Genomic DNA, 22,999 nt, shown 5'->3' with positions numbered 1-22,999 from the left:
ATGAAAGCGCCCCGCGTGACCCTTGATCAATGGCGAACGCTGCAGGCCGTGGTCGATCACGGTGGTTTCGCCCAGGCCGCCGAGGCGCTGCATCGCTCGCAATCGTCAGTCAGCTACACCGTGGCCCGCATGCAGGATCAGCTCGGCGTGCCGTTGCTGCGCATCGACGGACGCAAAGCCGTGCTGACCGAAGCCGGCGGGGTGTTGTTGCGCCGTTCCCGGCAACTGGTGAAACAGGCCAGTCAACTCGAAGACCTGGCCCATCACATGGAGCAGGGCTGGGAAGCCGAAGTGCGCCTGGTGGTCGATGCCGCTTACCCAAGCGCCCGCCTCGTCCGCGCCTTGACCGCGTTCATGCCGCAAAGCCGTGGCTGCCGGGTGCGTCTGCGTGAGGAAGTGCTGTCGGGCGTGGAGGAAGTCCTGCTCGAAGGCGTGGCCGACCTGGCCATCACCGGTTTCAGTATTCCCGGTTACCTGGGCGCGGAATTGAGCGACGTCGAATTCGTCGCGGTCGCCCACCCGGAGCATCCCCTGCACCGCCTCAACCGCGAGCTGAGCTTCCAGGACCTGGAAAGCCAGATGCAAGTGGTGATCCGCGACTCGGGCCGCCAGCAACCGCGGGATGTCGGCTGGCTCGGTGCCGAACAGCGCTGGACCGTAGGCAGCCTGGCCACCGCCGCGACCTTCGTCAGCAGCGGCCTTGGTTTTGCCTGGCTGCCCAGGCACTTGATAGAACGGGAACTCAAGGAAGGCACGCTCAAGCTGCTACCGTTGGATCAGGGCGGCAGCCGTAACCCGAGCTTCTACCTGTATTCGAACAAGGACAAACCGCTGGGGCCGGCCACGCAGATTCTCATCGAACTGCTGCGTACGTTTGACACCGCACCACTGGACGCACCGTTCGCCGCCCCCGAACAAGCCTGACACGGAGTGTATGCATGGCCTATTTCGAACACGAAGGTTGCAACCTGCACTATGAGGAATATGGCCACGGCATACCGCTGCTGCTGGTCCACGGTCTCGGTTCCAGCACGCTGGACTGGGAAAAACAGATCCCGACACTTGCCACCCGCTACCGGGTGATCGTCCCGGATGTGCGCGGTCACGGCCGTTCGGACAAACCCCGGGAGCGCTACAGCATTGCCGGATTCAGCGCTGATCTGATTGCACTGATCGAGCACCTCAATCTCGGTCCGGCACACTATGTCGGCCTGTCCATGGGCGGCATGATCGGCTTCCAGCTGGGCGTGGATCAGCCGCAACTGCTCAAGAGCCTGTGCATCGTCAACAGCGCACCCGAGGTCAAACTGCGCAGCCGCGATGACTACTGGCAGTGGTTCAAGCGCTGGAGCCTGATGCGCGCCCTTAGCCTGGGCACCATCGGCAAGGCGCTGGGCGGCAAGTTGTTCCCGAAACCCGAGCAGGCCGACTTGCGACAAAAAATGGCCGAACGCTGGGCAAAAAACGACAAACATGCTTATCTCGCCAGCTTCAATGCCATTGTCGGCTGGGGAGTCCAGGAACGACTTTCGAAGGTCACCTGTCCAACCCTCATCGTCAGCGCCGACCGGGACTACACACCGGTGGCGCTGAAGGAAAACTACGTAAAACTGCTGCCTGACGCGCGGCTGGTGGTGATCGCCGATTCACGCCACGCCACGCCGCTGGACCAGCCGGAACACTTCAACCAAACACTGCTGGAGTTTCTGACCGCAGTCGACACCACCACTCAGGATCACTGACCCATGCTGAAAAAAATCGCCCTCGCCGCAGGCTCCGTCCTGTTTGCCGCCAACCTGATGGCCGCGACGCCGGAAAAGGCACCGCATGTGCTGCTGGACACCACCAACGGCCAGATCGAAATCGAACTGGACCCGGTCAAGGCTCCGATCAGTACCAAGAACTTCCTTGCGTACGTCGATAGTGGCTTCTACAACAACACGATTTTCCACCGGGTGATCCCGGGTTTCATGGTCCAGGGCGGTGGTTTCAGTTCCTCGATGCAGCAGAAACCAACCAAGGACCCGATCAAGAACGAAGCCAGCAACGGCCTGCATAACGTACGCGGCACACTGTCGATGGCACGCACCTCCGATCCTGACTCGGCCACCAGCCAGTTCTTCATCAACGTCAAGGACAACGACTTCCTTGATCCGGGCCGCGATGCCGGTTACGCCGTGTTCGCCAAAGTGGTCAAGGGCATGGATGTGGTCGATATCATCGTCAATGCACCGACCACCAGCAAAAACGGTATGCGCGACGTGCCGGCCGATCCGGTGTTCATCAAGTCGGCCAAGCGCATCGACTGAGACTAAGCTGGACAAGGATGTCCGAGCCGTTGCCGGTGCTTGCCGGCAACGCTCAAAACGTTAAAAGGAGAGCCCGCTCGCGGGCGAACAACCAATGCTTTATCGCCGCTTTGAAAAACTGATCGATGTTTTCCGTGAAGCACCGACGGCGTCTCCGCCGGACCGGGTTTTCCCTTTCTACACTTATTACCTCAAGCAGGTCTGGCCGAGCTTCGCCGCCCTGCTGATCGTCGGCCTGATTGGGGCTTTGATCGAGGTGGCGTTGTTCAGCTACCTGAGCCGCATCATCGACCTGGCCCAAGGCACGCCGAACGTCAGTCTGTTCCAGGATCACGCCCTCGAACTGACCTGGATGGTGGTGGTTGCGCTGGTGCTGCGCCCCATATTTGTCGGCCTGCATGATCTGCTGGTGCACCAGACCCTGAGCCCCAGCATGACCAGCATGATCCGCTGGCAGAACCACAGCTACGTGCTCAAGCAGAGCCTGAATTTCTTCCAGAACGACTTCGCCGGGCGCATCGCCCAACGCATCATGCAAACCGGCAACTCACTGCGCGATTCCGCCGTGCAGGCCGTGGATGCGTTGTGGCATGTGCTGATCTACGCCATCAGTTCGCTGGTGCTGTTCGCCGAAGCGGATTGGCGCCTGATTATCCCGCTGCTGACCTGGATCTTCGCCTTCATCGGCGCCCTCTGCTACTTCGTGCCTCGGGTCAAGGATCGCTCGGTGGTGGCATCCGATGCGCGCTCCAAACTCATGGGGCGGATTGTCGATGGCTACACCAACATCACCACCCTGAAATTGTTCGCGCACACCAACTTCGAACAGCAATACGCCCGCGAAGCCATCAAGGAACAGACCGAAAAGGCGCAACTGGCCGGCCGCGTGGTCACCAGCATGGACGTGGTCATCACCAGCATGAACGGCTTGCTGATCGTCTGCACCACCGGCCTGGCCCTGTGGTTGTGGACGCAGTCGTTGATCAGCGTGGGAGCGATTGCCCTGGCCACCGGCCTGGTGATCCGCATCGTCAACATGTCCGGCTGGATCATGTGGGTGGTGACCGGCATTTTCGAAAACATCGGCATGGTTCAGGACGGTCTGCAGACCATTTCGCAACCGGTCAGCGTCACCGACCGCGACCAGGCCAAACCCCTGGCAGTGGCCCGTGGCGAAGTGCGCTTCGAACAGGTGGATTTCCACTACGGCAAGCAGAGCGGGATCATCGGCGGCCTCAACCTGACCATCAAGGCTGGCGAGAAAATCGGCCTGATCGGCCCGTCCGGTGCCGGCAAGTCGACCCTGGTGAACCTGCTGCTGCGCCTGTACGACGTCGAAGGCGGACGCATCCTGATCGACGGCCAGAACATCGCCGACGTCAGCCAGGAAAGCCTGCGCGAACGCATCGGCATGATCACCCAGGACACCTCGCTGCTGCACCGCTCGATCCGCGACAACCTGCTGTACGGCAAGCCCGACGCCACCGACGCGCAACTCTGGGAAGCGGTGCACAAGGCCCGGGCAGACGGATTCATTCCTTCGCTGTCGGACGCTGAAGGCCGCACCGGTTTCGATGCCCACGTCGGTGAGCGCGGGGTGAAACTCTCCGGTGGCCAGCGCCAGCGCATCGCCATTGCCCGTGTGTTGCTCAAGGACGCGCCGATCCTGATCATGGACGAGGCCACGTCAGCACTGGATTCGGAAGTCGAAGCGGCGATCCAGGAAAGTCTCGAAACCCTGATGCAGGGCAAAACCGTGATCGCCATTGCCCACCGGCTCTCGACCATCGCCCGGATGGACCGGCTGGTGGTGCTGGAAAACGGCAAGATCGCCGAAACCGGAACCCATGCCGAGCTGCTTGCCCATGGCGGATTGTATGCGCGGTTGTGGCAACACCAGACCGGTGGGTTTGTCGGGATCGATTGATCCCCTGAACAACACACTTCCCCTGTAGGAGCGAGCCTGCTCGCGATAGCGGTGAGTCAGACAACATCATTGTTGAATGATATTCCGTCATCGCGAGCAGGCTCGCTCCCACAAGGACATCCAGTGATCCCGATAGTCCATAAAAACCGCCAGGCCCCGCCAACAACGGGCCCTGGCGGTTTTTATGCCTGCTGGAATTCTTAAAAAACCGTGCTGTACTCACTCCAACGTTCTGGAGATGGTTCTGCAGTCCATCGGCTGGATGCTAAAGGCAGCATAATCTCGAAAGGGCTCACTCTCATGTCTCTGTTAAAACGTTCGGCTACAGAGTTGGTAGGTACGTTCTGGCTGGTGTTGGGTGGTTGCGGCAGTGCGGTGTTGGCGGCAGCTTTTCCGGAGGTGGGGATCGGCCTGCTCGGGGTGTCCTTCGCGTTTGGCCTGACAGTGCTGACCATGGCTTTCGCCATCGGCCATATTTCCGGCTGTCATCTCAACCCCGCGGTATCCCTCGGCCTGGTTGTGGGTGGGCGGTTTCCGGCCAATGAACTGCCGGCCTACATCGTTGCCCAGGTCATTGGCGGCGTGATTGCGGCCGCCCTGCTGTATTTCATTGCCAGCGGCAAACCCGGTTTCGAACTGGCAGGGGGCCTGGCGTCCAACGGCTACGGCGAACACTCGCCTGGCGGCTATTCGATGGCGGCGGGGTTTGTCTGTGAATTGGTGATGACCGCGATGTTCATCCTGATCATCCTCGGCGCCACCGACAAACGAGCACCGGCAGGCCTGGCACCGATTGCCATCGGCCTGGGGCTGACGCTGATCCACCTGATCTCGATCCCGGTCACCAACACCTCGGTCAACCCGGCGCGCAGCACCGGCCCGGCGCTGATCGTCGGCGGCTGGGCGATTCAACAACTGTGGATGTTCTGGGTCGCACCGCTACTCGGTGCAGTGGTCGGCGGCGTGCTGTATCGCTGGCTGGGTAAAGAAGAAAGCTGAAACGCTGAAGCTCAGCCTTGTCGATAAGGCAAGGCTGACTTTGCATCCTCTGCATAAGCCAGCACTCCCAGTCGCTCCTGCTCAAGGAAGTCTTTCACCGCAGCTTTCAATCCCGGATGCCGCAAGTAGTGCCAGGAATGCGTAATGACTGGCTCGAATCCACGAATCAGTTTGTGCTCACCCTGTGCCCCGGCATCAAAACGCTGGAAACCGTTGACAATGGCATAGTCCATCCCCTGGTAGAAACAGGTCTCGAAATGCAGGCGATCGAACTCCGCCAGACATCCCCAGTAACGGCCATAAAAGCTGTCGCCCCCCACCAGACTGAACGCCATCGCCACCGGCCGTGAACCTTGCCTGGCCAGCACCACGCGAATCGACTCCGGCATGCGCTCGGCCAGCAGGCTGAAAAACTCCCGCGTCAGATACGGCGCTTGCCGGCGCACTGCGTAGGTATTGGCGTAGCAGGCATAGACGAAATCCCATTGCGCCTCGCTCAGTTCCCGCCCCTCCAGCCATTCGAAATCGAAGCCCTGCCCCGCTACCTGCTCGCGCTCCTTGCGCATCTGTTTGCGCTTGCGCGAACTGAGCACGTCGAGGAAGTCCTGGAAATCCCGGTAGCCGCGATTCTGCCAGTGGTATTGACAGCCAACGCGCTGCAGCCAGCCGGGCTGCTCGCTCAGTGCCGCGTCGGTGAACGGATCGGTGAAATTGATGTGGGCACTGGAGAGCCCTTCAAGCTCAAGGTAGCCCGGCAGGCTTTTCAATAACTCGAAACCGTCTTCGACCGTGGCCGCCAGCAGCCGTGGTCCGGTGACCGGACTGAACGGCACCGCGCTCAACAGCTTGGGGTAGTAGTCGATGCCGGCACGCTCACAGGCATCGGCCCAGGCATGATCGAACACATACTCGCCGTAGGAATGCCACTTGCGATAACCGGGCAGCGCGGCGATCAAGCGCTCACCTTCAACATGCAACAAATGCTCAGGCTGCCAGCCGGTATGGGGTCCGACGCTGCCGCTGTCTTCCAGTGCGCTCAAAAAAGCGTGACGCAGAAAAGGCTGAGTCTCGGGCACCAGTGCGTCCCATATCTGCGGGGCGATTTCTGACAGTTTTTGCAGGCGTTGCAACGGCATCACCATCCTCACTCTTCATGGCGTGAAAGCCCCGCGAGTATCGCCTATCGCTCTGCAATGCACACGGGCAAAACGACGACAGTGCTCTAACTCAATAGTTCACGGCGACTTTGTATCGTCACCGACATGACATCACATTGCCACTGCTCTGTCATAAACCATCGCGATACTGGCGCCTGTTTTTAGAGCGCCGGGTTATACCCGGTCACTGTTTTCCGCCCCTTATGGTCGGTTGTGTCCCGGATGGCTCTGTCATCCCCTCTCATCTTCGGAGATTGATATGCGTCTTGCTTCCACGAAAACTGCGGCGGCCTTGTGCGGTGGCCTGTTGCTGGCCATGAGTGTTCCGGCCAGTGCCGCAGTCGACGCCAAACTGCTCGACATGCTCAAGGCTAACGGCTCGATCACCAACGCGCAGTACAGCGAACTGCAAGCCGAGCTGGCCAGGGATCAGAAAGACCAGCAGATCGCCCGTCAGGCTCAGCAAGAGACCAACGAGCAAATCGCGGCCACCGCGAAGAAAACCGACACACTGAGCGCTTTCGACCAGAAGCTTGCATGGGCGGCAAAGACCCAGTTCAAGGGCGACGTGCGCTTCCGTCAGGAAAACGTCCACAACGATGGCGTATCCAACAACAAAGACCAGGACCGTCAGCGCATTCGTGCCCGCCTGGGTGCCTACACCCAAATCAACCCGCAAGTCGACACCGGTATCCGTATCGCCACCGGCAACAACGACGACGCTCGCTCGACCAACCAGAGCCTGGACAACTACTTCGACAAGAAGCAGATCTGGCTGGACCAGGGTTACATCGACTACCACCCGGACGCGATCAAGAACCTGCACCTGGTTGGCGGCAAGATGCCGCAACAATGGGTGAGCATGGGCGACATCATCTGGGATAGCGACATCAGCCCGGAAGGTCTGGCCGTTACCTACAAGTACCCGCTGAGCGGCAGCACCGAGCTGTTCGGTAGCGCCGGTCACTACACCCTCAAGGACAACGTCGACGGCGAAGGCGTGCAGTTCAAGCACGACCTGCGTCTGTACGCTGGCCAGTTGGGTGCGCGCTTCGCCATCACCGACAGCATGAAAATGACCTTGGGCGGCAGTCTCTACGCCTACGACAACGACGACAGCAGCGCTTGCCCTACCTCGGGTACCGTTACTACGCCATGCGCACTGGCCGTCAACGGCAACAGCCCGGGCGAGCAGTTCAAACTGTACGAAGGCTTTGGTCAGCTGGACTTCAGCAACCTGCCGGTTCCGCTGTCGATCTACGGTCAGTACGTCAACAACACCGATGCCAGCAACGACCAGGACACTGGCTGGTTGGCCGGTGTGAAGTCCAAGCTCTACGGCTTCAACGTGGACTACAACTACCGCGACGTGCAGCGTAACGCTGTGGTTGGCGCCTTCACCGACTCCGACTTCGCCAACGGCTTCACCGGTTCGCGCGGCAGCAAGTTGAAAGTGAGCTACGACCTGGACAAGAACTTTGCCCTGGGCGCGACCTACTACATGGCGACCTCGGACCAGACCAACGCCAACATCAACAAGAAGGATTCGGACATCAACACCCTGCAACTGGATGCCGAAGCGAAGTTCTGATTCACCCCGCTACACGACTCGAGCAAGGAAGCCCGGGCTCCTTTTACAGCCTGGCGTTGATGTGTCGGTCCCCATCATCCTCCGATGCATCAACGCCGGGCTGTTTGTTTTTGCCAACCCTCTCTTGTAGGAGCGAGCTTGCTCGCGATAAACCTGAATACGCCGCAGGGAGTCAGGTTTATCGCGTTATCGTTGACGACCATCGTCGGAACGCCGCCCGGAGCAAGCTCGCTCCTACAGTTTGCGCAGCAACACGCTACCAATCGAATAACCGGCACCGAACGAACTGAGCACGGCCAGCGAACCGGCGGCCAGATCGTCCTGGTTCTTGTGGAACGCAATCACGGAACCGGCGGAACTTGTGTTGGCGTAGGTGTCGAGAATCACCGGCGCTTCCTGTTCGGTGGCGTCGCGACCGAGCAGTTTCTTGACGATCAAGTGGTTCATGCTGAGGTTGGCCTGATGCAACCAGAAGCGCTTCACGTCGCTGACGTTGAGCTGGTTCTCTTGCAGATGCTCACCGATCAGCTCGGCAACCAGCGGGCAGACTTCCTTGAACACCTTGCGGCCTTCCTGCACGAACAGTTTGTCCTTGGCACCGATGCCCTCTTCCGCCGCGCGGTTGAGGAAGCCGAAGTTGTTGCGGATGTTGTTGGAGAACTTGGTCAGCAGCTTGGTGCTGACGATGTCGAACTGGTACTTGGACGTTGCCAGGTCGGCGCGCTCGATGATCACCGCAGTGGCAGCGTCACCGAAGATGAAGTGGCTGTCGCGGTCACGGAAGTTCAGGTGGCCGGTGCAGACTTCCGGGTTGACCATCAGGACCGCCCGGGCCTGGCCCAGTTGCACACTGTTGGCGGCGGTCTGGATGCCGAAGGTAGCGGACGAGCACGCCACGTTCATGTCGAAACCGAACCCCTGGATGCCCAGCGCTTCCTGAACTTCGATGGCAATGGCCGGGTAGGCACGTTGCAGGTTGGAGCAGGCGACGATCACGCCGTCGATGTCCGCGGCGGTCTTGCCAGCGCGCTGCAGAGCTTGTTCGGCGGCGCCGATCGCCATCTGGCAGAGTACCGACCATTCGTCGTTGGTACGCTCCGGCAGGCGTGGTGCCATGCGTTGCGGGTCGAGGATGCCGTCCTTGTCCATGACAAAGCGGCTCTTGATGCCCGAGGCTTTTTCAATGAACGCGGCGCTGGACTCGGTCAATGCCTCGACTTCACCGCGTGCGATGGCCTCGGCGTTATCGGCGTTGAATTGCGCCACATACGTATTGAAAGACTGCACCAGCTCTTCGTTGGAGATGCTGTTGGCCGGGGTGTAAAGGCCGGTGCCGCTGATGACGACATTATGCATGGTCGTGTCTCTAATCTGTTCAGGCAGAAAGCATTGGTACCGTCGTACCAATACACAAAGGGTCTATTCCCATCCGGGGGACGCAAACCTGGCATCGCTTTATTCCGACCTGCCCGAGACCGTGAAGGCTCAAAACCGCGGGGCCGGCGTTTATAGGCGCGAAGTTTGCCATAAACCTAGGGTTTTGGCCCCTTTTTGCTGGATGACTCCCACTTGCAGGCCATACAAAAACCTGTGGGAGCGAGCTTGCTCGCGATGGCGGCCTGACATGCAACATAGATGTTGAATGTAATGGCCCTATCGCGAGCAAGCTCGCTCCCACAGGTATTGCGCCAACCTCGGGTTCAGGGCTCGACCTGGCTCCACTGCTTGTTCAGGCGCTTGTCGGAAATCGGCACCTTGGTCCCCAATTGCTGGGCAAACAGCGAAACCCGGTATTCCTCCAGCCACCAGCGATACAACTCCAGCTGCGGATCGCGCTTGCCTTCCTGGGCGTGTTTGTTGGCGCGGGTCTGGTATTGCGTCCACAACCCGCTCAACTCGCCACTCCAGACCCGGTCGCGCTGCACCTGGGCAGCGATTTTTTCGAAGCGCTGTTCAATCGCCTTGAGGTAACGCGGCAACTCCTTGAGCCACTGCATCGGCGTTTCCCGGACAAACCCCGGGTAGACCAGGTGACTGAGCTGCTGCTTGATGTCGTTCAGGGCCACGGCTTGCGCCAGGTCGATCTTGCCCTTGAAGCGTTTTTGCAGGCCATGCCAAAGCTTGAGGACTTCCAGGGTCAGCTTCGCCACACGCTCGGCGTGCTCGGTCCAGGCGCCACGCTTGCGCTCGGCCAGGGACGCCAGACCAGCGCCGTCACGGGGCAACGGGTCTTCGCCCTCGAGAATGCAGCTGTCGAGGCTGGCCAGCAGAATATCTTCCACCAGCGCATCGACTCGCCCCATGTCGCGGTACAGCAGGCCCAATTCAGTCAGGCCCGGCAACTTGCCACGGAGGAACTTGGCAGGTTCGGCCAGTTGCTGCATCAACAGGCGTTGCAACGCGCGGCGATGCTGGAACTCGGCCTCGGCCGGGGTCGAGAACCTCCCTTCCTTGACTGTGCCGCCCTCTTCCACCAATGCCGGATAGACCGTCATCGACAGCCCGGCGATCTTCTGTTGGGTTTTCTCGGCCACGGCGGCGAACACTTTCGGCTCCACCGGCTGCTGGCTCTTCGCGGTTTGCGGCACGGCCAATGCGGCCTGGCTGGCCTCGGCGAAACGTGCAGTCAGTTCGGCCAGATCGCGACCTTCACCGAGGAACTTGCCCTGGGCGTCGACGATTTCCAGGTTCATCCGCAGATGGCTTTCGACTTGCTGCGCCGCTTCGGCCCAGGCTTCATCGCTGACCCGAGCACCGGTCATGCGCAGCAGCTCGCGACCCAAGGCCTGGGGCAGCGATCCCTCGGCAAAGGTCATGCGCTGCAAGGCCGCCTTGACGAAGTCCGGCACTGGCACGAAATTCTTGCGCAAGGCCTTGGGCAGGTTGCGCACCAGCGCAATGCACTTGGCTTCGATGACACCCGGTACCAGCCACTCCAGGCGTTCCGGTGGCAACATCGGCAGCAGCGGCGCCGGCACGCGCAGGGTCACGCCGTCGCGCGGGTGATTCGGTTCGAAGTGGTAGCTGAGGGCCAATTCCAGATCGCCGATATGCAGCGTATCCGGGTAATGCTGGGCGGTGACTTCACTGGCTTCACGGGCCAGCACGTCTTCTTCGCGCATGATCAGCAGCTGCGGGTCTTTCTGGCTGTTGATCCGGTACCAGCTGTCGAAAGTCGCGGTCTGGTGGATCTCCGCCGGCAGTCGCGCGTCGTAGAAGGCGTACAGGGTTTCTTCATCGGCGAGGATGTCGCGACGGCGGGCCTTGGCTTCCAGTTCGTCGAGCTGTTCCAGCAATTGCTTGTTGGCCGTCAGGCACTTGGCCTTGGACTGAATCTCGCCGCGCACCAACGCTTCGCGGATGAACAATTCGCGGGACACCACGGGGTCGACCGGGCCGTAATGCACCGGCCGGCGCCCGACCACAATCAACCCGAACAGGGTGATCTGCTCGAACGCCACGACCTGGCCGCGCTTCTTCTCCCAGTGGGGTTCGAAGTGGTTTTTCTTGATCAGGTGCCCGGCCAGCGGCTCGATCCAGTCGGCGTCGATCTTCGCCACCATGCGCGCGTAGAGCTTGGTGGTTTCCACCAGTTCGGCGGTCATCAGCCATTGCGGGCGCTTCTTGCCGATGCCCGACGATGGGTGAATCCAGAACCGCCGCTGACGGGCGCCAAGATAATCGCCGTCTTCGGTTTTCTGCCCGATCTGGCTGAGCAACCCCACCAGCACCGCTTTGTGCAGTTTCGGATAATCCGCCGGCTCTTTATTGAGGCTCAACTGCATGTCGCGGCAGATCAGGCTCAATTGGCGATGGGAGTCGCGCCACTCGCGCAGGCGCAGGTAATTGAGGAAATTCTTGCGGCACCAGTTACGCAGCGGACTGGCGGTCAGCGCCTGGCGCTGTTCTTCGAAACCGCGCCACAGATTGACCAGCCCGGCGAAGTCCGAGTCGGCGTCTTTCCACTGGGCGTGGGCCTGATCCGCCGCTTGCTGACGCTCCGGCGGACGCTCGCGCGGGTCCTGGATCGACATGGCGCTGGCGACGATCAGCACTTCCTGCAAGCTGCCGAGCTTGGCCGCTTCGAGCAACATGCGGCCCATGCGCGGGTCCACCGGCAGCCGCGCCAATTGGCGACCGAGCGGAGTCAGCTCACTGTTGCGGTCCACCGCCGAGAGTTCCTGCAGCAGGTTATACCCGTCGCTGATGGCCTTGCCATCCGGCGGCTCGATGAACGGGAACGCGCTGACCTCGCCGAGGCGCAGGTGCAGCATCTGCAAGATGACCGCCGCGAGGTTAGTGCGCAGGATTTCCGGATCGGTAAATTCCGGACGACCGAGGAAGTCCTCTTCGCTGTACAGGCGTACACAGATGCCCGGCTCGACCCGTCCGCAGCGGCCCTTACGCTGGTTGGCGCTGGCCTGGGAAATGGCTTCGATGGGCAGGCGCTGGACCTTGGCCCGGTAGCTGTAGCGGCTGATGCGCGCGGTACCGCTGTCGATCACATAACGAATGCCCGGCACGGTCAGCGAGGTTTCCGCGACGTTGGTCGCCAGTACCACACGACGGCCCGGGTGCGACTGGAAAATCCGCTGTTGCTCGGCTGGCGACAGTCGCGCGTACAACGGCAGGATTTCGGTGTGTTTCAGTTGGGCCTTGCGCAGCATGTCGGCAGCGTCACGAATCTCGCGTTCACCGGGCAGGAACACCAGCACGTCACCGGGACTGCGGCGTTCACTGCGCTCATAGGCGGCGATTTCGTCGAGGGTGGCGAGGATCGCCTGATCCACGGTCAGGTCGTCCTCGACGCGGTTGCCCTCTTCGTCCTGCTCAAGCGTCAGCGGGCGATACCAGGTGTCCACCGGGTAGGTGCGGCCGGAGACTTCGACAATCGGCGCGTCATCGAAGTGCTTGGAGAAGCGCTCCAGGTCGATGGTCGCCGAAGTGATGATGACCTTCAGGTCAGGACGACGCGGCAGCAGGGTTTTCAGGTAGCCGAGCAGGAAGTCGATGTTGAGGCTGCGTTCGTGGGCTTCGTCGACGATGATCGTGTCGTAGCGTTCCAGGTAGCGGTCGTTCTGGGTTTCCGCCAGCAGGATACCGTCGGTCATCAGCTTGATCAGGGTGCTCGAATCGCTCTGATCCTCGAACCGCACCTGATAACCGACCAACGAACCCAGCGGCGTGCCCAATTCTTCAGCAACCCGGCTGGCGACGCTACGCGCAGCGATCCGGCGCGGCTGGGTGTGGCCGATCAGGCCATGCTGGCCGCGACCGATTTCCAGGCAGATCTTCGGCAACTGGGTGGTTTTGCCCGAGCCGGTCTCACCGGCGATGATCAGCACCTGGTGCTTTTCCAGCGCCTTTTTGATTTCGTCGCGCTTGGCGGCGATCGGCAGGCTGTCGTCGTAACGAATCACCGGCAGGCTGGCCTTGCGCGCCAGCACCTGCTCACAGGACGCCTGCATCCGCGTCACCCACTGGCCCAGCCTGGCCTCATCGGGTTTCTTGCGCAGCTCAAGCAACTGCCGCCGCAGCCGGTGGCGGTCGGCGAGCATGGCGTGATCGAGGTTTTTCAGCAGTTTGTCGATGGAGGGCGATTCGTCGGTCATCGGGTACGCAATTCAGTCGTCTAGTGGCGCAGGGTGCGGATTGTCGCAGATTTTACGACCGCTGCGCGGCCGATCGCGAGCAAGCTCGCTCCCACAGGGACCGCGCTTGACCTGTGGGAGCGAGCTTGCTCGCGATGGCGTCTGTGAGAACTACTCGTTGTCCAAACCTTTACGCCGATAGGGGAATACATCAATCACCTTCCCGGCCCGAATCGCTTCCTGCAGGCTCTTCCAGTAATCGGCGTTGTACAACTCGCCATGCAGCTGATCGAACAACTTGCGTTGCCCGAAATCGGCAAACAGGAACGGCGGAAACTCCTCGGGGAACACGTCCAACGGCCCGATCGAGTACCACGGTTCGGACGCCATTTCATCTTCGGGTGTACGCGGTAGCGGGATGTGGCGGAAGTTGGCCTCGGTGAGGAAGCAGATCTCGTCGTAGTCGTAGAACACCACACGACCGTGACGGGTAACGCCGAAGTTCTTCAGCAGCATATCGCCGGGAAAGATGTTGGCCGCCGCCAGTTGCTTGATCGCCAGCCCGTAGTCTTCCAGGGCTTCGCGTACCTGCGCCTCGTTGGCGTTTTCCAGGTAGAGGTTCAGCGGGGTCATGCGGCGCTCGGTCCAGCAGTGACGGATCAACACCGTGTCGCCTTCCACCGACACCGTGGACGGCGCGACTTCCAGCAGTTCCTCCAGGCACGCCGGATCGAACTTGCTCAGGGGGAAACGGAAATCGGCAAACTCCTGGGTATCGGCCATGCGCCCGACCCGGTCGACGCTTTTCACCAGGCGGTACTTTTCGATCACCGTGGCGCGGTCGACGTTTTTCGACGGCGAGAAACGGTCCTTGATGATTTTGAACACGGTGTTGAAACCCGGCAGGGTGAACACGCTCATGACCATACCGCGCACACCGGGGGCCATGATGAACTGGTCGTCGGTGTTGGCCAGGTGATTGATCAGCGCCCGGTAGAACTCCGACTTGCCGTGCTTGTAGAAGCCAATCGAGGTGTACAGCTCGGCAATGTGCTTGCCCGGCAGGATGCGTCGCAGGAAGCCAATGAACTCTGCCGGCACCGGCACATCCACCATGAAATACGAGCGGGTGAACGAGAAGATGATCGACACGTCCGCCTCATCGGTGATCAGCGCATCGATCTGGATGCCGCGACCCTCGAGGTGCAGCAATGGAATCGCCAGCGGCCATTGCTCGTCAGCGGTGTAGATGCGCCCCACCAGGTACGCGCCTTTATTGCGGTACAGCACCGAGGAAAACAGTTCGACGCTCAACTCCGGGTCTTTGCACACCCAATCCGGCAGGTTCTCGCGCAACTGCGCTTCGAGGCGCTTCAAGTCACCGGCCAGGTCGGCGTAATCCTCACTGAAGCGGTAATCGGCGAAGATGCTGGCGAGCATGGCCGACAATTGACCTTGCGGCTTGTACGTGCGGGTTTGCGCGGCCCGGGCACGGCGCAGGCTCGGCCGGGTGGTGTGGATGAACATGCAGCCATCGCTGATCAGGTCATGGCTGAACAGCCCGCAGAAGATCGAGTTGTACCAGGTCTCGGACAGTTCATCGTCGAAGCGCAGGTCGATCAGGCTGATGTAGGCGCTTTTGACCAGCGGCCAGCAGCTGACGTCCAGGGTGCCTGGGTCAAACGCGGTGCGCAGTCGCTCCACCGTTTCACCGACCTTGTCTTCGTACAGATTGATCCGCGCCGCCGACGCCGACTGCGTCTCTTGCCACCGGGCCTGTTCGAAGCGGGCCCGGGCGCCGTCGGTGATCTGGCGAAAATGCTCGCGGTAATCGTCAAAGCCATCGAGGATCAAGCGGGCGATGTCGGCGGCTGGCCACTGCTGCGGCATGGTGAGACCTCTGCGGGAATTCGGGAGGCTTGAGCTTAGCCAGTGAACCGGGTGCAGGAGAAGCGTAATTTTCCGGGTGAATTAAATGCCCGGTTTTCGGTTGCCATCGATCACACACTCAGCAACACTTTCGCCCCTCCCCCAAGGAAGGACCTCGCTGTGAACCCCGTCGATATTTTCCGTTTACTGTCCCTGGCGGCCATTTGGGGTGCGAGTTTTCTGTTCATGCGCATCATCGCCCCGGTGATCGGCAGCATTCCTACCGCTTTTTTCCGTGTATCGATAGCCGCTGCCGGACTGCTGGTGATTCTCGGCCTGATGCGCATCAGTTGGGATTTCAAGGGCAAACTCAAGACCGTGATGCTGCTCGGGGTGATCAACTCCGGCATCCCGGCGACGCTTTACTCGGTGGCCGCGCAGGTGCTACCAGCCGGTTACTCGTCGATTTTCAATGCCACGACCCCCTTGATGGGCGTACTGATTGGCGGCCTGTTTTTCCATGAAAGGCTCACTGGCGCCAAACTCGGCGGCGTGTTCCTGGGGCTGTTCGGCGTGGGCGTGCTGACCCGAGCCGGTCCGGTGGCGTTCGATATGCAACTGCTGATGGGTGCCGTCGCTTGCCTGCTCGCGACCACTTGCTACGGATTTGCGGGGTTTCTGGCCCGCCGCTGGCTCGATCAGGCCGGTGGTCTCGACAGCCGTTTGTCGGCAGTGGGCAGCATGCTCGGCGCGACGTTGTTCCTGCTGCCGCTGTTCGGCTACAGCGTGATCAGCCAACCACCCGCGACCTGGGGCGGCTGGAGTGTCTGGCTCTCGTTGCTGGGGTTGGGTCTGGGATGCACGGCGTTTGCGTACATTGTTTACTTCCGGCTCCTGAGCTCGATTGGTCCGGTGAAATCGATGACTACGACCTTTTTGATCCCGCTGTTCGGCGTGTTGTGGGGGGCATTGTTTCTCGATGAGCCGCTGTCGATGGCGCATATCTATGGCGGGTTGTTGATTGCGCTGGCGTTGTGGTTGGTGTTGAAGCCGGCTGCTGTGAAACCGCAATTGGTGGCGGACCGGTAGAGTTGTTGTGTTTCAGATGACGCCAAAAATCACGAAGGCCCGGAGCATCGCTCCAGGCCTCATCGGGTTTCCTCGCAATTACGCTGTTTTACGGAACACAAACACCAGACCGACGATGATCAACAGCATGCCGAACAGGCTCAACATCGCCAGGCGATTGCCGAAGATCAGATAGTCCATCACCGCCGTGACCGCCGGCACCAGGTAAAACAGGCTGGTGACATTCACCAGATTGCCCTGGGCAATCAAGCGGTACAGCAACAGTGTCGCCAGCACCGACACCACCAGCCCCATCCATAGCACCGGCAAGATGAAACCGCTGCTGTGTTCGAAGTGAAACGGCTGGAAGGGTACGAAAATCCCGCACAACAGCAGTCCGGCCAGATACTGCACCGGCAATGTGCCGAGGGGATTGTCGGTGATGCGTTTCTGCATGATCGAACCGAGCGTCATGCTCGCCAGCGCCAGCAACCCGTACAGCATCCCGGCCAACGACATCCCGGCCAGTCCGATGCCCTGATAGACCACCATGACCAACCCGGTCAGCCCCAGGGCCAGACCGAACATTCGGCTCCAGGAACGCTGGCGCTCCATCAGCACCACGGTGAGGATCGGCTGCACGCCCATGATGGTCGCCATCACCCCGGGGGTGACTTTAAGGTCGAGGGCCAGCAGATAGAAAATCTGATAAGCCCCCAACAACACCACACCGGTAGTCATCGCATACAGCATCGGTTTGCCGCCCTTGGGCAATTTCAGCTTGAGCAACGGCACCAGCAACACCAGACCGCATAGCGCAATGACGAAACGAAACATCAGGAAGGCGAAGGGTGACGCGTGGGCCAACCCCCACTTGGAGAAAATCGCCCCGCTGCTCCACAGCAGAACGAACAGGCTCGTGGACGCCGCCGCGAGCGCGGATTTTTTCGAAAGGACAAGCATGGATACCACCTGTAGTCAGGCAAAAAGCCAACTCAGCAAAAAGCTGAAATCCAGTAGTTTTTCAGGCAGGCATGGGGAACAGCAGAAGGCAGCTGATCAGCCCGAAATGCCAACGCCTGGCGGTGATACGACTGCGCACACCGGCGTGCTGCTGACAGGTGGGGGGTAATGACTGATCTGCCCGGGCTGCTGATTCCCGCACGGCACGACGCCAGCGTTGACCGCTGAATCGACTACCGCGTTGATGAGGGATGCAGGCATTGGGCTGATCTTTGATCGAGGGATGAAAAAGTGAGTCCTGAAACTCACCGTGCGCCGACTATAACCAGCGTGCGACATGGATTGCAACGACTTGCTCAAAAGGCCAGTAATGACAAGGGAGAGGGTGCTACCTAGGCTTGAGAGCAACTGCAACGCCCAACGATGGGGAATGGAATGCAAGAGATCACATGCCAAGGGAAAGGACTCATCTTCGGTATCAGTTGTACAAGTCTCAGGCCAGAAAGATTGCTGGTGCCAGCACTGCACAGTTGCAGTATGAGCTGGAACGGATCGGCCCTACTGCGTTCGATTTATCGAAGGTGCGCTTTGAACCGATTGACACACGGGCATTGAATGCTTTTGTGCTTTGGGAGGATCCGCACTTTTCCTGGAATGAAGTCGTTGGGTGGAAAGCACGAGAGCCATTGGCTCTGGATATTGCCATCTGGTTCGACGACGAACTGTGCGGCATGTGCTTTGCGAATCCAAACAACAGTCGCCTGCGGATGCGCATTGTACGGTTAGAGGGACGTCCAAAGGAGGCGCATCCTTTGAGAAACCGTATTGCGACACTGGCGCTGATTGCCATTGAACAATACGCGCAGCTCATCGGTTGCCGGTTCCTCGAAGTTCAAGAGCCGCAGGTTGGCGCGGTTTCAATTTATCAACAGCTTGGATTTGACTTCGATATAGAAGGCCGTCTTGTCAAAACCCTGGAGAACCTTGTATCGTGAAAATTGTTCAATTAATGACCAGCAGCGGAGGGAAAATGCGCAAAGTAATCAAAAAATCCCCCACAAGGAAAAGCTCGCGTCATACGGAAAAAAAGACCGCCGCTGTAGAGCTGACTGCCAGTCAGCAGCGTCTTCTAAAAATACTTGTAACAGGCATCGACGGCGAAGAACCTAGCCTTCTCGCCGGACGCCCTTAAAACTCGCAAGCAAAAAAAAACCGCTCACAACGAGCGGTTCTTTTATTCTGAAACCGGCTTCAGCCAAACAACCAATACCCCAGTAATGTCAGCACCACCACCGCCAGTACTGGACGCAGTACACGGTAGGCCTTGGGGTTGCGCCGCTTCCATTGCTTGATCACACCACTGAATTGATCGCTGGAGCTCTTGCTCCAGGCGTAGGCCTGGTTGATCCCGCCCACACGCTCGTCGTCCAGGTTCTGAGGGGCGGTGGCGCGACCCAGCCAGGCGCTGATACTGCGATTGATGCAGGTCATGAAGCGATTGCTCAGCGGACGCTCGATATCGCAGAACAGGATGACGCGGGGCTTTTGCGTTTCATTCTTGACCCAGTGCACGTAGGTCTCGTCGAACATCACATCTTCACCATCGCGCCAGGCGTAAACCTGCCCGTCGACAAAGATGCGGCAATCATCGGAATTGGGGGTGGACAGGCCCAAGTGATAACGCAGGGAGCCGCCAAACGGATCACGATGCGGGTTGAGATGGCTGCCGCCCGGCAGCAGCGCAAACATCGCGCCTTTGACGCTGGGAATGCTGCCGACCAGTTCCACGGTTCTCGGGCACAAGGCTTCGGCGGAAGGCAGCGGTTTGTCATACCACTTGAGATAGAAACGCTTCCAGCCCTTCTTGAAGAACGAGCCAAAACCGGCGTCGTTGTTCTTTGCCGCCGCGCGGATATACCCCTCGTCGAACAAGTGCATCGCTTCGTCGCGAATCACCTCCCAGTTGTCCTTGAGCACATCCAGTTCCGGGAACTTGCTGCGATCCAGATACGGTTTCGAAGGCACACTGGAAAACAGGTACATCAAGGAGTTATAGGGTGCGAACAGTGCCGAATGGTTAACGAACTGGCGCAAAACCGGCAGACGCGCATTGCCGCGTAAATGCACATAGAGGGTGCTGCCGAGAAACAGCAGCAACAACGAGGCCTTCGCGGCAAACGATAAAGTCATCAACAACTCCTTTGAAGATAAACGATATGCCACCACGTCCATTGCCCGACATGGCTGCCAGCATGATAAACACTACCGACCCGGTGAAAACCTGCACTTTTCAACATTCAATGTTAATGAATGTGCAACAAAGCATTTACTAACATAAGGTGCCTGAACGCGGGCTGATGCCAATCCATCATCAACCAGACCAGTTCAATGGATCGCAACCAGCGACAACGCCTCAACCATCACCGCCAGCCACAACCCGCCAATGTTCAGCGCTTACTGCTGATTCTCCTGCTCGGTAAACAGATCACTGAACAGCATGCTCGACAGGTAACGCTCACCGGAATCCGGTAGGATCACGACGATGGTCTTGCCCTGCATTTCCGGAGTCTCGGCCAGCCGAACGGCCACTGCCATGGCAGCGCCGCAGGAAATCCCGCACAAAATCCCTTCTTCCTGCATCAAGCGCAAGGCCATGGCCTTGGACTCTTCGTCGCTAACCAGTTCCACCCGATCGACGATCGATAAATCGAGGTTCTTCGGCACAAAACCGGCACCAATGCCCTGGATCTTGTGCGGGCTCGGCTTGATTTCTTCACCGGCCAGGGCCTGGGTGATCACCGGCGACACCGCCGGTTCCACCGCCACTGAGAGTATCGGTTTGCCCTGAGTATTCTTGATATAGCGTGAAACCCCGGTGATGGTTCCACCGGTTCCGACGCCTGCCACCAGCACGTCGACCGCGCCGTCGGTATCGTTCCAGATTTCCGGGCCGGTGGTTTTTTCGTGGATGGCCGGGTTGGCCGGGTTGTCGAATTGCGCCGGCATGAAGTACTTCGACGGGTCGCCGGCAACGATTTCACCGGCTTTCTCGATGGCGCCCTTCATGCCTTTGGCCGGCTCGGTCAATACCAGTTCGGCACCCAGTGCCTTGAGCACCTTGCGGCGTTCGATACTCATGGACGCCGGCATGGTCAGCATCAGTTTGTAGCCACGGGCGGCGGCCACGAAGGCCAGGCCGATGCCGGTATTGCCGGAGGTAGGTTCGACGATGGTCATCCCCGGCTTGAGTTTGCCACTACCCTCGGCATCCCAGATCATGTTCGCACCGATCCGGCACTTGACCGAGTAACCCGGGTTGCGCCCTTCGATCTTGGCCAGGATGGTCACACCGCGCGGCGCAATGCGATTGATCTGCACCAGCGGCGTGTTGCCGATGGAGTGGGCGTTGTCAGCGAAAATGCGGCTCATGGCTGGGTCCTTAACGACAGCATTGAAATAGGGCATCAAGGTAAGCCCTCTTGCCCGCAGGCGTCCAGTCAGGTCGAACGTCCGCTTATCAGTGCAGTCAATGGCTTTAGATCGTCAGAGATTTGCCACCATGAAACGTCGATACAGTTGGCCCCTGCGGACCCTCATCGGCCTCGTTCTGTTGCTGATAGCGCTCCACATCGCCTTGCCCTATCTGGTGCGCGACTACCTCAATGAGCGACTGGCGAACATGGGCGACTACCGCGGCCAAATCACCGACGTGGACCTGGCCCTGTGGCGCGGCGCCTACAAAATCAACGGACTGAAAATCGTCAAGATCGATGGCAAGGTTCCGGTGCCTTTCGTCAACGCGCCGTTGATCGACCTCTCGGTCAGTTGGCATTCGCTGTGGTACGACCGGGCGGTAGTAGCCGAGGTGCAGTTCATCAATCCCGAGGTCAACTTCGTCGATGGCGGGGCCAACAAGCAAAATTCCCAGACCGGCGAGGGTACCGACTGGCGTGCACAGTTAGGCAAGCTGCTGCCCATTACCCTGAACGAAGTGCGGATCAACGACGGCAAGATCAGTTTTCGCAACTTCAACTCAAAACCACCCGTGAACATGAATGCCACAAACGTGGATGCCAACCTCTACAACCTGACCAACGTGGTCGACACCAAAGGCAAGCGTGATGCGCGCTTCGAAGGCAAAGCCCTGCTGCTGGGGCACGCGCCACTGGAAACCACGGCCACTTTCGATCCCTTGAGCGACTTCGAAGACTTCGAGTTTCGCTTGCGCACCACGGATATCGAGCTCAAGCGCTTGAACGACTTCGCCGCGGCCTATGGCAAGTTCGACTTCAATGCCGGCCATGGCGACGTGGTGATCGAAGCCTCAGCCAACAAGGGACGACTGACCGGCTATATCAAGCCACTGCTGCGCGATGTTGATGTGTTCAATTGGCAGCAGGATGTGCAAAGCAACGACAAAGGGCTGTTCCGCTCGATTTGGGAAGCCCTCGTCGGCGGCACCGAGACCGTCTTGAAAAACCAGGGCAAAAACCAGTTTGCGACACGGGTCGAACTCAAGGGCAATGTACATCAGCAAGATGTCAGCGCATTCCAGGCTTTTTTACAGATTTTACGCAATGGTTTCATCCAGGCGTTCAATGCGCGGTATGAACGACCCAAGCCGGATGCAGGCTAACTTTTGCGCGTGACGATGTACCGGCCTGTTTCCTCGGCCGCCCGCGGCGCGTTCGCTTGCAACTGCAAGAAATCCCACCCAAGACAGGCCAGTGCCAGGGACCGCGGCACCGCTTCCTTGCCACGGCTGTAACGACTGATGCTGCGGGTACTGACCCCCAGCGCCTCGGCGGCCTGTGTGAGTGACAGCCCGGTGCGAGCGCGCCAGTCGATGAAGATCCGGGTATTTTCGTCGCAGGCATTTTGTGCGATCGCATCCAGGTACAACGTGTCTGCACCAATCTGGATGTCCTGCTCAGGCCACTCGACGCACCAGCCATCATCAGCCAGAGCCGCGCCATCGAACGCGCGTCCCTGCAGTGGTTGCAAGCCTGGTAAGGCCAGCAAATCCCGGCTCAGGTCGAGAGTCAGTTGCTGGCCGTCAATAAAGGTCAACGCCAGGCGATACTCCGGCAGTGCCTGTACGGTCAGCAGTCGTGGTCGTTTCATGGGTAACATCGTTTCCAGTCCTCGAGCAGTTGCGCCTGATGGGCCCTGACCCAATCCAGTGCTTCCCTGATGATCAGGGGTGGAGCCCTGCCTACCATCACCTCGACGGTTTCCAGGCTGAGCATGACGTCCAGCCCGCCACCAGTTAGATGAACGTGAGGTGGTGGATGATCCTTTTCGCGCAACTGAATGCGGTATGTGTCACGAAATCGGTATTTAGTAGACATGCCCGGCAAGCTATCGCCAAAATGGCGATAGCTCAATACTGGCCAGCAGCCGAGACTGAGTCAAGATGTGACGCCCCATTCAGAGACTGAATAAGCCGTCTGCGTTCACAGTCGACCGGGCAGCGCGTTATAGTCGGGACTGACTCTTTTATTGCGCCCCCCCGCCCTGCCTCG

Annotated in this window: 20 protein-coding genes; 11 read left to right on the top strand and 9 right to left on the bottom strand. The window is 59.6% G+C overall.

Annotated features, from left to right (window positions below; all coding sequences use genetic code 11):
• The 5 genes from AC3IT9_RS07125 to aqpZ all read left to right on the top strand — a co-directional run bounded on the left by AC3IT9_RS07125 (position 1) and on the right by aqpZ (position 5,235).
• On the top strand, positions 1-924 hold the full coding sequence (locus AC3IT9_RS07125; RefSeq protein WP_007972479.1) for a PA3225 family LysR-type transcriptional regulator: 924 nt from the start codon (positions 1-3) through the stop codon (positions 922-924).
• A gap of 14 nt (positions 925-938) precedes the next feature.
• The gene (locus tag AC3IT9_RS07120) at positions 939-1,742 is read left to right on the top strand and encodes an alpha/beta fold hydrolase (RefSeq protein ID WP_223445879.1); all 804 of its coding nucleotides are present in this window, start codon (positions 939-941) and stop codon (positions 1,740-1,742) included.
• Between the two features lie 3 nt (positions 1,743-1,745).
• Positions 1,746-2,309, top strand: a complete 564-nt coding sequence (locus AC3IT9_RS07115; protein WP_150724374.1) for a peptidylprolyl isomerase — start codon at positions 1,746-1,748, stop codon at positions 2,307-2,309.
• A 94-nt stretch (positions 2,310-2,403) separates the two neighbouring features.
• Complete coding sequence (locus tag AC3IT9_RS07110) at positions 2,404-4,236, top strand: ABC transporter ATP-binding protein (RefSeq protein ID WP_489272508.1); 1,833 nt, start codon at positions 2,404-2,406, stop codon at positions 4,234-4,236.
• Positions 4,237-4,536: 300 nt separating this feature from the next.
• Positions 4,537-5,235 (top strand): aquaporin Z, encoded by a 699-nt coding sequence (gene aqpZ / locus AC3IT9_RS07105; RefSeq protein WP_046043691.1) that lies wholly within the window; start codon positions 4,537-4,539, stop codon positions 5,233-5,235.
• Positions 5,236-5,246: 11 nt separating this feature from the next.
• On the opposite strand, the gene AC3IT9_RS07100 is transcribed toward aqpZ, so the two are convergent.
• On the bottom strand, positions 5,247-6,371 hold the full coding sequence (locus AC3IT9_RS07100) for a GNAT family N-acetyltransferase (RefSeq protein WP_489272507.1): 1,125 nt from the start codon (positions 6,369-6,371) through the stop codon (positions 5,247-5,249).
• 280 nt (positions 6,372-6,651) lie between these two features.
• On the opposite strand from AC3IT9_RS07100, the gene AC3IT9_RS07095 reads away from it, so the two are divergent.
• Positions 6,652-7,983, top strand: a complete 1,332-nt coding sequence (locus AC3IT9_RS07095; protein ID WP_150724370.1) for a putative porin — start codon at positions 6,652-6,654, stop codon at positions 7,981-7,983.
• 234 nt (positions 7,984-8,217) lie between these two features.
• Here AC3IT9_RS07095 and AC3IT9_RS07090 read toward each other — a convergent pair whose 3' ends face one another.
• The 3 genes from AC3IT9_RS07090 to aceK all read right to left on the bottom strand — a co-directional run bounded on the left by AC3IT9_RS07090 (position 8,218) and on the right by aceK (position 15,464).
• Positions 8,218-9,339 carry a beta-ketoacyl-ACP synthase III gene (locus AC3IT9_RS07090; protein ID WP_489272506.1) on the bottom strand — a complete coding sequence of 374 codons (1,122 nt, stop codon included), beginning with the start codon at positions 9,337-9,339 and terminating at the stop codon, positions 8,218-8,220.
• A gap of 344 nt (positions 9,340-9,683) precedes the next feature.
• Positions 9,684-13,595, bottom strand: a complete 3,912-nt coding sequence (gene hrpA / locus AC3IT9_RS07085) for an ATP-dependent RNA helicase HrpA (protein WP_489272505.1) — start codon at positions 13,593-13,595, stop codon at positions 9,684-9,686.
• Between the two features lie 150 nt (positions 13,596-13,745).
• Entirely contained in the window at positions 13,746-15,464 is a 1,719-nt protein-coding gene (gene aceK, locus AC3IT9_RS07080; protein ID WP_489272504.1) for a bifunctional isocitrate dehydrogenase kinase/phosphatase, read from the bottom strand.
• A gap of 159 nt (positions 15,465-15,623) precedes the next feature.
• Between aceK and AC3IT9_RS07075 the strand changes: the two genes are divergently transcribed.
• Positions 15,624-16,532 carry a DMT family transporter gene (locus AC3IT9_RS07075; protein ID WP_489272503.1) on the top strand — a complete coding sequence of 303 codons (909 nt, stop codon included), beginning with the start codon at positions 15,624-15,626 and terminating at the stop codon, positions 16,530-16,532.
• Positions 16,533-16,610: 78 nt separating this feature from the next.
• On the opposite strand, the gene AC3IT9_RS07070 is transcribed toward AC3IT9_RS07075, so the two are convergent.
• Positions 16,611-17,474 carry a DMT family transporter gene (locus tag AC3IT9_RS07070; RefSeq protein ID WP_489272501.1) on the bottom strand — a complete coding sequence of 288 codons (864 nt, stop codon included), beginning with the start codon at positions 17,472-17,474 and terminating at the stop codon, positions 16,611-16,613.
• Between AC3IT9_RS07070 and AC3IT9_RS07065 the strand changes: the two genes are divergently transcribed.
• The 3 genes from AC3IT9_RS07065 to AC3IT9_RS07055 all read left to right on the top strand — a co-directional run bounded on the left by AC3IT9_RS07065 (position 17,473) and on the right by AC3IT9_RS07055 (position 18,666).
• The gene (locus AC3IT9_RS07065) at positions 17,473-17,643 is read left to right on the top strand and encodes a hypothetical protein (RefSeq protein ID WP_191629389.1); all 171 of its coding nucleotides are present in this window, start codon (positions 17,473-17,475) and stop codon (positions 17,641-17,643) included. The two genes, AC3IT9_RS07070 and AC3IT9_RS07065, sit on opposite strands and share 2 nt — an antisense overlap.
• Before the next feature lie 280 nt (positions 17,644-17,923).
• Positions 17,924-18,469, top strand: a complete 546-nt coding sequence (locus tag AC3IT9_RS07060) for a GNAT family N-acetyltransferase (RefSeq protein WP_353742279.1) — start codon at positions 17,924-17,926, stop codon at positions 18,467-18,469.
• A complete protein-coding gene (locus AC3IT9_RS07055; RefSeq protein ID WP_150755694.1) occupies positions 18,466-18,666 on the top strand; it encodes a hypothetical protein in 201 nt (66 codons plus the stop codon). The genes AC3IT9_RS07060 and AC3IT9_RS07055 overlap by 4 nt, the downstream gene beginning before the upstream one ends.
• A 59-nt stretch (positions 18,667-18,725) precedes the next feature.
• Here the strand turns inward: AC3IT9_RS07055 and AC3IT9_RS07050 are convergent, their stop codons facing one another.
• Positions 18,726-19,664 (bottom strand): aspartyl/asparaginyl beta-hydroxylase domain-containing protein, encoded by a 939-nt coding sequence (locus AC3IT9_RS07050; RefSeq protein ID WP_150757547.1) that lies wholly within the window; start codon positions 19,662-19,664, stop codon positions 18,726-18,728.
• Between the two features lie 264 nt (positions 19,665-19,928).
• On the bottom strand, positions 19,929-20,903 hold the full coding sequence (cysK, locus tag AC3IT9_RS07045; protein WP_150724362.1) for a cysteine synthase A: 975 nt from the start codon (positions 20,901-20,903) through the stop codon (positions 19,929-19,931).
• 130 nt (positions 20,904-21,033) lie between these two features.
• Between cysK and AC3IT9_RS07040 the strand changes: the two genes are divergently transcribed.
• On the top strand, positions 21,034-22,110 hold the full coding sequence (locus tag AC3IT9_RS07040) for a DUF748 domain-containing protein (RefSeq protein WP_150757546.1): 1,077 nt from the start codon (positions 21,034-21,036) through the stop codon (positions 22,108-22,110).
• Here AC3IT9_RS07040 and AC3IT9_RS07035 read toward each other — a convergent pair.
• Positions 22,107-22,607, bottom strand: coding sequence for a DUF2442 domain-containing protein (locus AC3IT9_RS07035; RefSeq protein ID WP_150757545.1), 501 nt, complete (start codon positions 22,605-22,607; stop codon positions 22,107-22,109). The genes AC3IT9_RS07040 and AC3IT9_RS07035 overlap by 4 nt on opposite strands.
• On the bottom strand, positions 22,595-22,825 hold the full coding sequence (locus AC3IT9_RS07030; protein WP_191624905.1) for a DUF4160 domain-containing protein: 231 nt from the start codon (positions 22,823-22,825) through the stop codon (positions 22,595-22,597). Before AC3IT9_RS07030 ends, AC3IT9_RS07035 begins: the two co-directional genes overlap by 13 nt.
• Between the last annotated feature and the right edge of the window lie 174 nt (positions 22,826-22,999).

The sequence above is a fragment of the Pseudomonas sp. KH_046_1 genome (assembly GCF_057839025.1).
Note: the sequence above shows the minus strand (reverse complement) of the source record. Positions and strands in the feature narration are given on the sequence as shown.